Below are 16,272 nucleotides of genomic sequence, written 5' to 3' on the forward strand. Positions count from 1 at the left end.
CATATTATTTTTAATAATTTTTAGAAAAAATGAAGATTGACAAATAAAGATAAAATTTTTTTATTTAATAAATTTTTCTTTTATAAAAGAGTTTTATTATTTAATTTTTCACCATAATGGTTATATCTTTTATTATTTTTTTATATATTAATAATTAAAATTGTTTTTTTTTATTTTTAAAGATAATGTTGTTGATAATGATGAATAATTTTTTTATATATAAAAAAGATAATTTTTATAAAATACTCATAGCAGGTAAAGTTTTTGGTTGACCTTTTTTATTTAAGGAGACATAAATGAATACTGCTTCCGCTACACAATAATAAGCTCCAAAACTTTCTTTAGATATTTTTTTGGTCCATATTTCAATTTTTATAGTCATAGATGTATTTCCAATACAAAGACATTTAGCATAACAGAAAACTAAATCACCTGCAAAGATAGGTTTTAAAAAATTTATATATTTTACATGTACTGTAGATACTTTATTTCCAGAGATTTCTTTTGCTAAAATAGCTCCTCCAATATCCATTTGAGACATAATCCACCCTCCAAAGATATTTCCATTCATATTTTTTTTTGACGGCATAACTAATGTTTTTAACATTAAATTTTTTTGAGATTGAATATTATTTTTTTTTTTCACATGTAATCCACTCTTTTATTGTAGAAAATTTATTTATTTTTTTGCAAATTTTTATTTTTTTATAAATATTTTTTCTTTTAATATTATAAAAAATGAGATAAATAGATAAATAAATGTTTACTTGTTAAATCAGCAGTCTTATTAAAAACTGCTAAATATAATCAATGTTTTAAAAACCATTGTATAGTCTTATTCTAATGTGTTTTTAAATCACATTTTTTACTTTTATTAATGCGTTAAAACGAAAAAGGTAAATAGCAATATATGAATATCCAAAATTTAGTAAAAAATTTATTATAAAAATATTCATATGAACAGGAAAGATATATAGTGTCACAAAAAGAGTAATTAGAATCCATTTTAAAAAATTCCATACTAAAATTGGGAATATAATAACATATATATTCTCCCATGAAATTAATATGCTATTTTTTAAAGAAGAGAGTATATTTTGATTTTCTATTAATAGAAGAACAGGAGATAAAGGTAATAAAATGCTTAATATTATACCGGGAATTTTAAAAAAAATAAAGCCTACTTCTGTTATAAAAAATTTTAAAAAGATTAACGGCAATACAATCGGAAGATAATGAATGGATTTTTTAATTATGTGATATAAATTTTTCTGTTTTTTAGAAATAATAGATTTTATTAAAAATATTATAGCAGTATACAAAGCAGTATGATTAATTAATAAAGATAATGTTTTTACACAAAAAATATGTAATATAATTTTTTTTTGTTCATTTGTTATTTTATGTAAAATTTGGAAAAACGTATATTTTTTTAAAAAAAATGTTTCATATAAAATAGAAATTTCATTTAGGTTCGGACCAATCATATATTGAATAATAATAGTAAAAAAAGCACATAATGCTGACAATATAATGATATTAATAATTTGTTTTTTAAAAAACAAATAAGAATCACAACTAATTGTGTATATCATAGAAAACATAAATACTTCCTTTTTTAAAAGACTTATTGAAAAATTTTTATCAATCTCAGATACAGAAAGAAAATATTTTTTTTATTTTTGATGGATTAAGGAATCTTTGATTTAAAAAAGATTTTTCACAGTAATTTAATATTTTACAAACAAAAAATAAAGATGTAAATAGTAATAATATACATTATTAAATTACTTTAAGGTCTTAAAATATTTTTTAGTTGCGTGTTTTAATTTTATTGTTATTTTTTTTATTTTTTTTATTAATTTGATATGATTTATAAAATTTTTTTCTATAATCGTGGCAAATAAAGAGCCACAAATTATTCCTTTTACTCCATTATTTAAAGATTTTTTAATTTGATCAGATGTAAAAATTCCAAATCCTTGTATAATAGGTTGTGAATGATATTTCTTTAATTTTTTTATTGTATTTGTTAAAGAAATTTCGACCCGACTTTTTTGCAGTCCGGTAATACCTGGTCTTGATACAAGATATACATATCCTTGACTGTATTCTGATATTTTTTTAATAACGTGATGATTAGCATCAGGAGGACAAATAAATACTTGTAAAATATTATTTTCTTGAGCTGCCTTTCGAATTTCTTGTGATTCTTCATATGGAATATCTGCTATTAAAATAGAGTTTATTTTTATAAGAGAACATAAATGATAAAATTTTGATATTCCATAAGAAAAAATAATATTTGCATATACTAATAATCCTATGGGTATTAGCGGGTATTTTTTTTTTATCATTTTTAACATTAAAAAACATTTTTTAAGGGTCATTTTATTCAAAAAAGCACGTGTGTGTGCTTTTTGTATAGTAATACCATCTGCAATAGGATCTGAAAAAGGAATTCCTAATTCTAAAGCATCAGCGCCGCTTTGAATCAAAGTATCAATAATTTGTAATGATATATTAAAAGATGGATCCCCTAATACGACAAATGGAATAAAACAGCCTTCTTTTTTAATTTTTAATTTTTTAAACAAAAGATTATATTGTTTTGTCATTGTTCTTCTCAATATTTATATTTTTTTTAATTGTAGACATATCTTTATCGCCTCGACCAGATAAATTTACTATGATTGTTTGACTTTTTTTGGGATCTTTTTTCATTATATTCAGGGCATAAGCTAATGCATGAGAAGATTCAAGAGCAGGAATAATACCTTCTTTTTTGGATAGTAATAAAAAAGCATTAACAGCTTCTTTATCTGTAATGGATACATATTTTACTCTTTTAATATGATGCAACCAGGCATGTTCCGGACCTACAGAAGGAAAATCTAATCCAGCAGAAATAGACCAAGAGTTTTTTATTTGTCCTTCATTATTTTGCATTAAATATGATTTCATTCCAAAGTAGATGCCTATTTTTCCTTTATTGATAGGTGCTCCATGTTTGTTAGTATGTAAACCTAAACCAGCAGGTTCTACTCCAATTAACTCGATTCTTTTATCTTCTATAAAGCTTGTAAATATTCCGATAGCATTTGATCCGCCTCCAACACAAGCAATAATTTTATCTGGAACTTGTTTATTTTCAAAAAAAATTTGTTTTTTTGTTTCTTTTCCAATTATTTTTTGATATTCACGTACAATAGTAGGGTATGGATGGGGTCCAGCTGCTGTTCCTAACATATAATGTGCTGTAGAATAATTTTCCGTCCAATCTCGTAAAGCGGCATTACAAGCTTCTTTTAATGTTTTAGTGCCAGTTGATACAGGAATAACTTTTGCGCCCATAATTTTCATTTTTAGGACATTTGATGCTTGTCTTTCGATATCTTTTTCACCCATATAAATTCGACAATTTAAATTAAATAATGCGGATGCAGATGCTGATGCTATACCATGTTGACCGGCTCCGGTTTCAACTATAATGTCTTTTTTTTTCATATATTTTGCTAATAATATCTGTCCTAACACTTGATTAGTTTTGTGAGCTCCGCCATGAAGTAGATCTTCTCTTTTTAAGAAAATCTTTGTGTTAGTACCTCGGGTTAAATTCTTACATAAAGTTAATGGTGTAGGTCGTCCAGCATAATTTTTTAATAAATTAGACAATCTTTTTTGAAATTTAGTATCATGTATAGTATTAATAAATGCTTTTTCTAATTGGTATAATGCCGGCATTAATATTTGTGGAACATACATTCCGCCAAATTTTCCAAAGTAAGGGTTGAGTAATGTCATGTTTTTTTGATCTTTATTTTGAAAAAAATTTTAGTTAGTTAAAAGAGATCGTAATGGAAAATTTTTTAATAAATTAAAAGTTTGAATAATTTTTTTAGAATCTTTAATGCCAGGCATTTTTTCTATTCCTGAATTAAAATCCAAACCATAAAAACCTAAAGTAGATGCTTTAAAGATATTTTGTAATGTTAAGCCACCTGCTAAAATTATTTTTGAAACATCATGTTTTTTAATTAAATTCCAATTAAATGTTGATCCGGTACCTCCATTTTTATTATCTATTAAATAACGATCAACATAACAATATCTTTGAGTAGGAAAAGAATCTTGAACGGATAATGCCTTCCAGATTTTTACGTTATGAGGTAATACATCTCGTAATTTTTGAATATATTCTTGATTTTCGTGTCCATGTAACTGTACAACTGATAATGATAGCTGTATTACTCTTAATAATATATCATCTATTCGAGCGTTAACAAAAACTCCAACATATTTTAGTTTTACTTGATTTATGATTTTTTTACAAAAATGCCTTTTGATATATCGGGGAGAATTATTATAAAAAATAAATCCTCCATAAATACAACCGCTTTTTTCAGCAATAAAAGCGTCTTTCATTCTCGTTAATCCGCATACTTTATTGTAACCATATACTATGCTACGTACCGAGGTATCAAGATTACTTGATTTCATTAAATGAGTCCCTATCAAAAACCCATTAACATAACTACTTAACATACGAATTTTTTTATAATTATTAATTCCAGATTCAGAAATAATAATACGATCTAACGGAATTAATGGCGCAATTTGAATTGTGGTTTTTAAATTGATAGATAGATCTTTTAAATTTCTATTATTAATACCAATAATTTCTGCATTTAATAATAAAGCACGATTTAATTCAACATGATTATGTACCTCTGTAAGAATATGCATATTCATTTTTTTTGCTAAATCAGTCATCATAACATATTGTGAATCGCTTAAAATAGACATCATTAATAAAATAGCATCTGCTTGATGATATCTAGCATAATAAATTTGATAAGGATCTATGAAAAAATCTTTACATAAAATTGGTTTATTTGTATATTGAGCTGCGTTTTTCAGATCTTCAAAACTACCTTTAAAAAATTTATTTTCTGTAATAACTGATATTGCATTAGCATATTTATTATAAATATTTATTATTTTAGGAATGCTAAATTTAGATCTTAATAATCCTTGCGAAGGAGAGGCTTTTTTACATTCAAAAATGAATGCTGGATTATTTTTTATAATTGATTTTTTAAAATTTTTTTTGGATTTTTTTAAATCATGATAAAAAGATAATAATGGTTTTTGTATTTTGTGTTGCTGAATCCATATTTTTTTATATTGTAAAATTTTTAATAATGTATTACTTTTCATTAGTTTTTCTTTGTAGTAAATTTTGATAATTTTTTTATAAAATTATATATTTTTCCGCTTTGAATTAATTTAATTATTGTAGTTGTATTAGTAATTAAATTATTTGAAATATTTGTTATTTTTAATAATAACGCTACATTAGCGGCGATTGTGTTAACATAATACGTTTTTCCCAAACCTTGAAAGAGTTTTTTTGTTTCTTGGTAGTTCTCTTTTTTAGTTTTATTAAAAAGACAATCTTTTTCTATTTCTTTTAAACCAAAATCTTTAGCAGATAAAGTATATTGATTTATTTGATTGTTTTTTAATTCAGCAATTTGAATATTTTTGCAAAGTATTATTTCATCCGAACCTTCGCTATGCACTACTATAGCATTTTTGTATTTTAATTTTTTTAATATTTTAGCAAAAAATAATAATAATTTAGATGAGTAAACGCCGATGATACTATAAGATGGTTGTACAGGATTTAAAATAGGACCTAATTTATTAAATATTGTTTTAGTGCTTAATATTTTTCGAACCTTTTCGACTCTTTTAAATATGTTTAAGTATTGATTGGCAGATAAAAAACAAATATTGTATTTATCTAATAATTTTTTAGATTTTTCAGGAGAGATAAAAACGTTAATGTTGAAATGAGTTAATAAATCTACCGATCCTACTATACCAGACGAGCTTACATTACAAATTTTTGCGATTTTTATTCCATAATAAGCTGCCACAATAGAGCTAACAGTTGAAATATTAAAACTATTTTTTTGATCCCCTCCAGTTCCTACAATATCAGCACAAATATAGTTTGTTTTTGGAAAAGTAGGTTGGTATTGTAAACAAGCTTTTCGAGCTCCGATAACTTCGTGCTCTGTTTCTTTTCTTGCTGACATTATTGCTAAGATAGCTGATAATTGTATATTATTGATTTTTTTATTAAGAATTTGGTTAAATATAAAAAAACTTTCTTTTTTTGTTAAAAAATTATTTTTATATATTTTTTTTAAAATTTTTTTCATGTTTATCTTTATATAGTAATTATTATCATTTATAAATAAAATTTTTTATATTTTTATTTTGGAATTTTTAATTTTGTTTGACATATTTTGATAAATATTGGGATTAATTTTTAATGATATTTAATTTTATTTCATATATGTATGTATATATTATATACTCTCTATTCTAAAGGAATTATTTTTTTTATTAATTTTTTATTGATTTTTTTTAAGTACTTAAAAAAAATTTTATTTATAAAATAAAAAAAGGAACAAATATGAAACATTTTATTATTTTTTTATTATTTTTTTTAATTTCAATTATGTGGGGAACAACGTGGATTGCTATGAAAATGGTATTAGTTACAATTCCTCCATTTTTTGCAACAGGATTACGTTTCTTAATTACGGCGCCAATATCTATTTTTACAGCTTTATTAACTAAAACTCCTTTATTTTTTCCCTATGGGCAACGTATGATTCAAGTTTATATATCCATTTTTTATTTTTCGATACCATTTACATTAATGTTATATGGAGGTCGTTATGTCAATGTCCCTACAGCATCATTAATTTATTCAAGTATGCCTATTATAAGTTTATTACTATCATACATAATGTATGATGAATTAATAAATGTATATCAAATATTTGGAATATTCTTACATTTTATATCATTGATGTTTTTTTTATTGATACAATGGAAAAATTCTTATATACATCAAGAGTTTGGAGTTTTTTTATTGTTTTTATCAATTTTTTTTCAAGCAGTTATGTATATTTATTTAAAAAAAAATTTTTATCATATTTCAGTTTTATCTTTTAATGGTATCCCTTCTTTATTTTCAGGTTTAATTTTATCAATTTTTGGTTGGTTAATAGAAAAACCGGAATTACAATCATTTTCTATGCATTCTATAGCAGCTTTGTTGTATTTAAGTATTTTTGTTGGTTTTTTAGGAATACTATCTTATTTTTTTTTACAGAAAAAAATTGATTCTTGTTATTCATCTGTTGTTTTTGTAATTTTCCCCATAATTTCTCTTGTTTTAGATAAGTATTTATATCAAACAAAAATATCCAATCTTGAATATTTATTTATTTTATTTTTATTAGTGAGTACAATAATAACATTGTTTACAGCAAAAAAAAATACTTGTTTTATAAAAAAAATTCCTAAATAATTTGAATTATAAAGGAGTATTTATGTCAGAAAAAATTCAAAAAATATTATCGAATTTAGGTTATGGTTCACGTCGTTATATTGAAAAAAAAATTTTTTTAGGTGTGGTTTATATTAATGCTGTAAAAGTTTCTATTGGTGATCGTTTTGAATATGATAATATTAAATCTATTACAATTAATCAGAAAAATTATTGTATAAAATTCGATCCCAAAAGGGTTTTAATATATAATAAACCAATTGGAGAAATATGTACGCGTAAAGATGAAAAAAATCGAAATACCGTTTTTAAGAATTTACCAAAATTACTTTTTTCTCGTTGGATTACTGTTGGCCGATTAGATTATAGAACTTCTGGTTTATTATTATTTACAAATTATGGAGAATTAGCATATCGATTAATGCATCCTAATTATATGATTATCAGAGAATATTTAGTGAATGTTTTTGGTATTTTTTCAAAAAAAAAAATGAATATTTTAAATAAAGGAATTTTTTTAGATAATTCAATATCTAGATTTCATTCAATTAAATATCTTTCTGGTAGTAAAAATAATAAATGGTTTTCTGTATCATTATTTCAAGGCAAAAATAAAGAAGTACGTCGTTTATGGAAATATATTGGAATCGAAGTTAATCAATTAATTAGAATACGTTATGGAGACGTCATTCTTCCAAAATCTTTACGTGTTAAAGATTTTTTAGAAGTAAATTTTTCTCTAATAAAAAAAATATTTAGATCAGTTTCATTAAAATATTAATAATTATTTTAATTTTAATATTTAATTTTTTTTAAAAAAAAATAATTTTTAGTCTTAAAATACTCTTATAGAACAGTGACATATTAACTATAAATTTAAAAATTTATTATAATTTTCTTTAATAATATCCTTAAAAAATATTTATACAATGGATTTTTTATTTTTAAAAAAATATTTTATTTATTTTCTTTGATATTTTTAGAATTTTTATATATCTAATATTTTTATTAAAAAAATCATAATTATTCTATATTTACTATATTTTCATATTAACTAAAGAAAAATTAATTTTGATTAGATGTTTTTTATTTTTTATTAAGGTTAATTAAATTTTTTAAAAAATATATTTTTTTTAAAATAAACTCTAAAGTTTTTGCATTTCCAATTAATATATTATTATTTTTTATATAGTTACAATTTCCGAAAATATCTGTAATTAACGCGCCAGATTCGCGAGTTTGTAATTCTCCAGCAATATTTTTTTGATGAATATACTTCAGATTAATATACGCATCAATTTTCCCGGCAGCTAAGTAGACTAAATCTAAAGTAGAACATCCAAAATTTCTAATATATATTTTTTCTTTTAACAAAGTTTTTGTTATTAACATACATAAATGGAGATTTTTTGTATTAATATAATTAAAGTGCATCACAACTATTTTTTTAGAAAAGGTAGTATATTTTTTGCAACGCATTCTACATCCATTTAACTGAGCGCCTTTTCCTTTAGTTGCAGTAAATAAATCATTTTTTATAGGATCATAAATAATTGAAAAATTTGTTATATTATTTTTTTTTATCATAATTGATAAACAAAAATAAGGAATTTTATGAATAAAATTGATTTTTCCATCTAAAGTATTAATCCACCATTGAGTATCAGTATTGTTATTTATATTTTTTTTATGGTTAATATCTAGAATAACGTGTTTTGGATATACATCATGTATGATATTAAATATCACATTAAAAATTTTTTTACACATAATATTTATAATATTATTGTTATAATCAATATCAAGATTATTATATTGATTATAATTAATAGAATCATAATTTTTAGCAATAAGATTGCCACCTTTTCGAATTGCACGAATAGCAATATTTAATAATGGATTCATAAAAAACCTCTTTTAAAATATAATGTAAAATATTACATCAAATTGATTTTGTTTTGTATTAATTATAATTTTATATATTATGTTATATATATAATTATTTTAAACTTTTTATATCTTTAAGAAAATAAATAATTTAATTAATTTTTTAAGTCAATTAAATTATTTATTATCTATTTAAAATATTGACGGAAAAGTAATGTTATATAATATTGATTTAAAAAGAAAAAAAAATAAAAAAATTAATTTATTAAATTTTAATTTAATAAAAATGAAAGAATTCTTTTTATCTTTAGGAGAAAAAGAATTTCGTGCTGTTCAATTGATGGATTGGATTTATAAAAAATATTGTTGTAACTTTGATATTATGAATAATTTTAGCATTAATTTAAAAAAAAAGTTACATGATATAGCAATTATTCAGGCTCCAAAATATATATCAAAACAAATATCAAAAGACGGTACTATTAAATGGAATTTTTTTGTAAATACTGGTTATATTGAAACGATCTATATTCCAGAAAAAAATCGATCAACATTATGTATTTCATCTCAAATAGGCTGTGTATTAAAATGTAATTTTTGTGCTACAGGTTATTTAGGTTTTACTCGTAACCTTGTAGTATCTGAAATTATTGGTCAAATTTGGTATATAATGAATATTATTCATAATAATAATTTTGATTCTATGAAAATTTTTCAGATGTCTAAAATAACTAATATAGTTATGATGGGTATGGGTGAACCATTATTAAATTTAAAAAATGTTATTCCAGCTTTACATATTATATTAAGTCAGTACGGATTTAATTTTTCTAAACATAAATTTACATTATCTACTGCAGGCATTGTACCAGCAATAAAAAAAATATGTGGTAAAGTTGACATTTCTTTAGCTATTTCTTTGCATGCTTCCAATGATGTTTTACGCAATACCTTAATGCCTATTAATAAAAAATTTAATATCGCTTCTTTATTATCAGCGGTTCAAGAATATTTAAAAAAGTCTACAGCTAATCGTGGTGTGGTAACTATTGAATATATTATGTTAAAAGATATTAATGATACTATATATCATGCAGAAGAACTTATTTTATTATTAAAAAATCTATCTTGTAAAATTAATCTTATTCCTTGGAATCCCATAAAAAATTCAAGATATCAATGTAGTAATAGTAATACGATCCATATTTTTTCTGATTTTTTAATTAAACATGGTTTTATTGTCAAAATCCGAAAAAATAGAGGTTCTGATATTTATGCAGCTTGCGGACAATTAGCTGGATTAAAAAATATAAAGAATTAAATAATATATACAACTCAGAATTTATTTTTTTTGATTTATTAATGTATTTTATAATCGATATATTAGATATAAGAATATAAAAAAAAGAAAATTATTAAATTATTTTGATTCAAAATATATATTTTTTGTAAAAGGTGAATATGAAAAAAAAAAATCAATCAATTAGAGGAATGCATGATTTCCTTCCTAAGGACACTATTTATTTACAAATTATAGAAAAAAAAATAATCAAAATTTTAAAAAGCCACACTTATAAAGAAATTCGAACTCCGATTTTAGAAGATACCGAGATCTTTAAGAAAAGCATTGGGGGTAATACCGATGTAATGTCTAAGGAAATGTATAGTTTTTATGATCGTAATGAAAAAAATATTTCTTTACGTCCAGAAGGGACGGTAGGTTGCATTCGAGCATGTATACAGCATCATATTTTTAAAAAATCATTGTTTCAAAAGTTATGGTATTATGGTCCAATGTTTCGGTATGAGCGTCCACAAAAAGGACGATTTCGCCAATTTTATCAACTAGGAATTGAAGTCTTTGGATTTTCTGATCCGATTATAGATTTTGATCTTATTTTATTAACTATAAAAATTTGGAATAAATTGGGAATCCTTAAAGATTTAATTTTAGAAATTAATTCAATTGGTTCTATTAATAACCGCAAAAATTATGAAAATGATTTACGTATATTTTGTGAAAAAAAAATAGATAAATTTAATTTAGATAATTTCAGAAACGTTATATTAAATAATCCGATTCGTTTATTAGATAGCAAGAATATAAATATTATTTTAATGATGAAAAATGCTCCAAAATTGATTAATTATTTAGATTTATCTTCGCAATTACGATTTCAAAAATTATGTAATTATTTAGATCAAAAACAGGTTAATTACATTATTAATCATAAACTAGTTCGAGGTTTAGATTATTATAATGATACTGTTTTTGAATGGAAAAGTAAAAATTTAGGAGCTCAAGACACGATATGCGCAGGTGGTCGCTATGATCAATTAATTAAAAATTTAGGTGGTCCAAAAAATTCAGCTATGGGTTGTGCAATAGGTATAGATCGATTATTTTTATTAAAAGAACTTTTTAAAAAAAAAATAATAAAAAATAATTACTTTATAGACATCCAAATTATTTTTTCCAATCCTGAATTTTATAGATTTGTATTAGATATATCAGATCAATTACATACAATATGGCCGAAGTTAAAAATTGATACTAATATAACTAAAATAAGTGTATCAAATCAAATAAAGCACGCTATTCAAAATCACACAAAATTTTTATTAATTTTAGATTCATACCTTTTAAGTTCAAATAAAATTATAATAAAAAATATATCGCTTAGAACCCAAAAAAAAGAATTTTTTTATAGAATTTTTCAAAGCCCATGTATTTTTATATAATATAACTATATACATATAAATTTTATTTTAATATGTATTTACTTATAAAAAATGGTTTTTATACCTAATAATCAGAGAAAAATTATGAAAAATAATAGCATTTATTCTAATGATGATCAAATATTTACCTTGATTAAAAAAGAAAAACTTCGTCAAGAAAAATCAATAAATTTAATTGCCTCAGAAAATTATACTAGTCGTTCTGTTATGAAAGCACAAGGATCCTGTCTTACTAATAAATATGCAGAAGGATATATTGGAAATCGTTTTTATGATGGCTGTCATATTATCGATGAAATAGAAAAAATAGCTATTAATCGAGCAAAAAAATTATTTAAAGTGGACTATGTTAATGTTCAACCTCATTCTGGTTCTCAAGCGAATTTTTCAATTTTTCAAGCTTTATTGAAGCCTAATGATATTATTTTAGGAATGAATTTAATGCATGGAGGACATTTAACGCATGGATCCTCTATAAATTTTTCAGGAAAAATATATCGTGCATATTCTTATGGAGTTGATCTAAAAGGAAATTTAGATTATATCAATTTAGAATATTTATCTAAAAAACATCGGCCTCAGTTAATTATTGGTGGTTTTTCAGCTTATTCAGGTATTTGTGATTGGAAACGCATGCGTGATATTGCGGATTCTATCGGTGCATATTTTATTGTAGATATTTCTCATGTAGCTGGATTAATAGTGGCAGGTTTATATCCTAATCCATTTGATTATGCTCATGTAGTTAGTACTACTACACATAAAACATTAGGTGGTCCGCGAGGTGGATTAATTTTATCGCGAAATGGCGATAAGAACATGTATAAAAAATTAGATTCTTCTGTTTTTCCAGGTAGTCAAGGAGGACCCTTGATGCATGTTATCGCTGCTAAAGCCATTTCTTTTAAAAATGCATTAAATTCAAAATTTATACTATTACAAAAAAAAATATTAAAATATTCAAAAATAATGTCAGAAACTTTTATAAATAGAAAATTTGCAGTAGTATCTGGAAAAACTTGTAATCATCTTTTTTTAGTTGATTTATCAAATAAAAATCTTACAGGAAAAGAAGCAAGTGAATTATTATCTTCGGTAAATATTATTGTGAATAAAAATACCATTCCTTATGATCAAAAAAATCCTCTAATTACATCAGGAATTCGTATTGGAACACCTTGTGTAGCATACAGAGGGTTTAAAAAAAATGATATAATTAATATATCGCACTGGATATGTGATATTTTAGCGGACCCATATAATCATAATATAAGAAAAACAATTAAAAAAAAGGTAAAAAAAATATGTTTACAATATCCTATTTATGAAAATTAAAATTTTTTTATTATTTATTACAAATGGATAAAAAAATCTAAATATTATTTGAAATATTTAAAATTTTTTCTATAACTTACCATTTTAAATAAAAGGAGTGTTAAAGATTATATATAACACTCCATGATTCTTTTTTAAAGATTGTATCATGCATCTATTTTATTAAAAAATTTAATATGGTTTTTTAAAAAAAATATTATTATATTTTTTTTATAATTTTTTTATATAGTATATTACTAATTATTTTTATAGTACGTTTGAGAAAAAGATAAAAAATCTTATTTTTATATTTTAAAAAAATGTTTAAGATAGTTCAAAAGGTTTAAAGTAAATGGACTTCTAAATTTGATGAAAAGTTATTTTCTTTTGCAATAGATCATAAAAAAAAATCATGTTATCACTCATACACTTATAAAGAAATAACCATTTTTTTTTGAAAAAAAAGAATTAATCATCTGTAATAATATTCTTTTTCAAAAACTAAAAAGGATGAACGTTTATAAACATTAATAATTTTTTATTAGTCTATTTAGACTCATCAAAAAAAAATTTGATTCGATTCATTAATTTTTAAAAAAATATTTTTAAATTATATTTAATGTAGATATATCAAATTTATATAAGGATAATGATTCAATAAAAATTTTCTGATTATAATTTTTTTAGCTTATTTAGAAAATTCCAAATCCATTGTAGTCGTTTATAATCATTTAAAAAAATTCGAGTGAAATATAGTTTTTTTTTATACAATTTCCAAATTTTAGGATTGCTTATTATATTAAAGGATAGGTAATCAATGTCTATTGTATTTTTTTTAGAAAAAATTATATATCCAATGTTAGATTTTGAGACAATTTTTTTTACCCCTAGATCATGAGCAATAATTCTAATTGAATGTAATAAGAATAAATTTTTTGCATATGTTGGTAATATACCAAATAAAAAACATAAATTAATTTTTATTTTTTTTAGTTCTTTTATATTTTTTGCATGTGTAATTTTTCTATAAAAAGATAGTCGAACATTAATGTTGGAAATATAACTTTCTGGTAATAACATTGACGCATTTAATTTAATTTTGATATCTTTGGAAGGATATATATTATTGATCTTTTTGTTTTTTTTAATATTTTTAATAGCATTGGATAGAATCTCTGTATATAAATGTAATCCAATACTATTAATATGTCCGCTCTGCACATTTCCAAAAATTTCTCCTACACCTCTCATATCATAATCATATTCAGATAACGTTAATCCAGACCCTAGCTTTTGTAAGGCATAAATAATTTCTAGTCTTTTTTTGGCATTAATTGTAATGTATTTAAAATTAGAAATAAAAAACCAGGCGTAAGCCTGTTTTTTAGAGCGACCGACACGACCTCTTAATTGATGTAGTTGTGACAAACCAAATTTATCAGCATTCTCTACAATAATAGTGTTAACATTACTAATATCTAAACCAGTATCGATAATGGTAGTACAAACGAGTACATGGTAACGTTTTATAAAAAAATCGCGCATAATGGTATTTAAATCTTTTCCAGACATTTTACCATGACTTATGCAAAATTTTGCTTCCGGAATAAAATCAGATAAAATTTTTATTTTTTCGTTTATTTTTTTAACTGAATTAAATAAATAATATACTTGCCCATTGCGTTTAATTTCTTTTAAGATTATATCTCTTACTTTTTTAAGCTCATATGTTTCAAGAAAAGTTTTAACAGGTAAACGTTTTTGAATAGGTTGAGATATAATTGATAAATCTCTTAATCCGAGTAAAGAAAAATGTAAAGTTCTTGGAATAGGAGTAGCTGTAAGAGTTAAAACATCTATGAATAAATAACGTTTTTTAATAATTTCTTTGTGAGAAACACCGAAACGATGTTCTTCATCAATAATTAATAATCCTAAATTTTTCCATTCTATTTGATTAGATAATATTTTATGAGTTCCTATTAATAAATTTATATCACCGTTTTTTATTTTTTTTTTTATTTTTTCTTCCTTTTTTTTTATAGTTAAACGAGTTAAGAGTTTTATTTTATATACATATTTTTTAAATCTATATTGAAAATTATAAAAATGTTGTTGAGCTAATAATGTAGTAGGAACTAAAATTGCCACTTGTTTTTTATTATTTAAAGCTATAAATACCGCTCTCATGGCTATTTCTGTTTTTCCAAAACCCACATCACCACAAATTAATCGATCCATAGGATATGGTTTAGTCATATCTTTTAACACTTCTTGAATTGATCGATTTTGATCTTGAGTTAATGTAAATGGAAAATTATTACAAAAATTTTGATATTGATTTTTATCGATTAAAAAAGAAAAACCAGGAGTAATTAAACGTTGAGAATATATTTCTAATAAATATACAGCGATATCATTTATTTTTTTTTCTATTTTTTTTTTATTTTTATTCCAACGGTCGTCGCTTAATGAATTTAATGGAATCTTTAAATCTTTTGAATTATGATATGGATTAACCAATGACAAAGAAGTAATTGGAACATAAAGTTTTTCATTATTTGCATATATAATAATAATATATTCATTAATTATATTTTTGGTATTAAAAGTACAAAGACCTGCATAGCGACCAATTCCGTATTTTATATGCACTATTAATTGGTTGCGAATGAAGCAATCTTTTTCTTTTTTAAAATATGAGATCAATGTATTTTTTTTTTTTTTTATGATATTCATTTTAAATATATCTTTTTATAAAATGTTATATATAACTAAACATTAGTCGTATTAACTTTACTATTTCTTTAATTATTATTTTTTTTATTTTTTTTATACATTATGAAAAAAATTATGTTTTTTAAAAAAAAATAATAATAATTAGTATTATTTTTTAATACAAGATAGGTTATCTATTTTTCATTATTGATTTTAAAATATAAATAAATCTTTAT

Annotated in this window: 13 protein-coding genes; 5 read left to right on the forward strand and 8 right to left on the reverse strand. The window is 22.7% G+C overall.

From position 1 onward, the window contains the following. Nucleotides 1-235: 235 nt before the first annotated feature. From yciA to trpD, 6 genes are all read right to left on the reverse strand, one after another. Entirely contained in the window at nucleotides 236-646 is a 411-nt protein-coding gene (yciA, locus tag APCICONF2801_RS00905; RefSeq protein ID WP_075431887.1) for an acyl-CoA thioester hydrolase YciA, read from the reverse strand. Between the two features lie 205 nt (nucleotides 647-851). After that, nucleotides 852-1,604, reverse strand: a complete 753-nt coding sequence (locus APCICONF2801_RS00910) for a YciC family protein (protein ID WP_075431889.1) — start codon at nucleotides 1,602-1,604, stop codon at nucleotides 852-854. Between the two features lie 183 nt (nucleotides 1,605-1,787). Further along, nucleotides 1,788-2,618 carry a tryptophan synthase subunit alpha gene (trpA, locus tag APCICONF2801_RS00915; RefSeq protein WP_075431891.1) on the reverse strand — a complete coding sequence of 277 codons (831 nt, stop codon included), beginning with the start codon at nucleotides 2,616-2,618 and terminating at the stop codon, nucleotides 1,788-1,790. Then, nucleotides 2,602-3,804, reverse strand: coding sequence for a tryptophan synthase subunit beta (trpB, locus tag APCICONF2801_RS00920; RefSeq protein ID WP_075431893.1), 1,203 nt, complete (start codon nucleotides 3,802-3,804; stop codon nucleotides 2,602-2,604). Before trpB ends, trpA begins: the two co-directional genes overlap by 17 nt. Before the next feature lie 30 nt (nucleotides 3,805-3,834). After that, complete coding sequence (gene trpCF / locus APCICONF2801_RS00925) at nucleotides 3,835-5,220, reverse strand: bifunctional indole-3-glycerol-phosphate synthase TrpC/phosphoribosylanthranilate isomerase TrpF (protein WP_075431894.1); 1,386 nt, start codon at nucleotides 5,218-5,220, stop codon at nucleotides 3,835-3,837. Continuing rightward, nucleotides 5,220-6,233, reverse strand: coding sequence for an anthranilate phosphoribosyltransferase (trpD, locus tag APCICONF2801_RS00930; protein WP_075431896.1), 1,014 nt, complete (start codon nucleotides 6,231-6,233; stop codon nucleotides 5,220-5,222). Before trpD ends, trpCF begins: the two co-directional genes overlap by 1 nt. A 257-nt stretch (nucleotides 6,234-6,490) precedes the next feature. On the opposite strand from trpD, the gene APCICONF2801_RS00935 reads away from it, so the two are divergent. Together APCICONF2801_RS00935 and APCICONF2801_RS00940 are read left to right on the forward strand one after the other, a co-directional pair. Beyond that, complete coding sequence (locus tag APCICONF2801_RS00935) at nucleotides 6,491-7,396, forward strand: DMT family transporter (protein WP_075431898.1); 906 nt, start codon at nucleotides 6,491-6,493, stop codon at nucleotides 7,394-7,396. Between the two features lie 22 nt (nucleotides 7,397-7,418). Continuing rightward, on the forward strand, nucleotides 7,419-8,156 hold the full coding sequence (locus APCICONF2801_RS00940; protein ID WP_075431900.1) for a pseudouridine synthase: 738 nt from the start codon (nucleotides 7,419-7,421) through the stop codon (nucleotides 8,154-8,156). Nucleotides 8,157-8,461: 305 nt separating this feature from the next. Here APCICONF2801_RS00940 and APCICONF2801_RS00945 read toward each other — a convergent pair whose 3' ends face one another. Beyond that, nucleotides 8,462-9,280, reverse strand: coding sequence for an inositol monophosphatase family protein (locus APCICONF2801_RS00945; protein WP_075431902.1), 819 nt, complete (start codon nucleotides 9,278-9,280; stop codon nucleotides 8,462-8,464). 196 nt (nucleotides 9,281-9,476) lie between these two features. Between APCICONF2801_RS00945 and rlmN the strand changes: the two genes are divergently transcribed. The 3 genes from rlmN (at nucleotide 9,477) to glyA (ending at nucleotide 13,339) form a co-directional block, all read left to right on the forward strand. After that, nucleotides 9,477-10,583, forward strand: a complete 1,107-nt coding sequence (gene rlmN / locus APCICONF2801_RS00950) for a 23S rRNA (adenine(2503)-C(2))-methyltransferase RlmN (protein WP_075431903.1) — start codon at nucleotides 9,477-9,479, stop codon at nucleotides 10,581-10,583. 140 nt (nucleotides 10,584-10,723) lie between these two features. Further along, on the forward strand, nucleotides 10,724-12,004 hold the full coding sequence (hisS, locus tag APCICONF2801_RS00955) for a histidine--tRNA ligase (RefSeq protein WP_075431905.1): 1,281 nt from the start codon (nucleotides 10,724-10,726) through the stop codon (nucleotides 12,002-12,004). Between the two features lie 84 nt (nucleotides 12,005-12,088). Further along, nucleotides 12,089-13,339 (forward strand): serine hydroxymethyltransferase, encoded by a 1,251-nt coding sequence (gene glyA, locus APCICONF2801_RS00960; protein ID WP_075431907.1) that lies wholly within the window; start codon nucleotides 12,089-12,091, stop codon nucleotides 13,337-13,339. 651 nt (nucleotides 13,340-13,990) lie between these two features. Here glyA and APCICONF2801_RS00965 read toward each other — a convergent pair. Continuing rightward, the gene (locus tag APCICONF2801_RS00965; RefSeq protein WP_075431909.1) at nucleotides 13,991-16,057 is read right to left on the reverse strand and encodes a DEAD/DEAH box helicase; all 2,067 of its coding nucleotides are present in this window, start codon (nucleotides 16,055-16,057) and stop codon (nucleotides 13,991-13,993) included. Nucleotides 16,058-16,272: the final 215 nt, after the last annotated feature.

It is taken from the genome of Buchnera aphidicola (Cinara confinis) (genome assembly GCF_900128735.1).
Lineage (GTDB): Bacteria > Pseudomonadota > Gammaproteobacteria > Enterobacterales > Enterobacteriaceae > Buchnera_F > Buchnera_F aphidicola_L.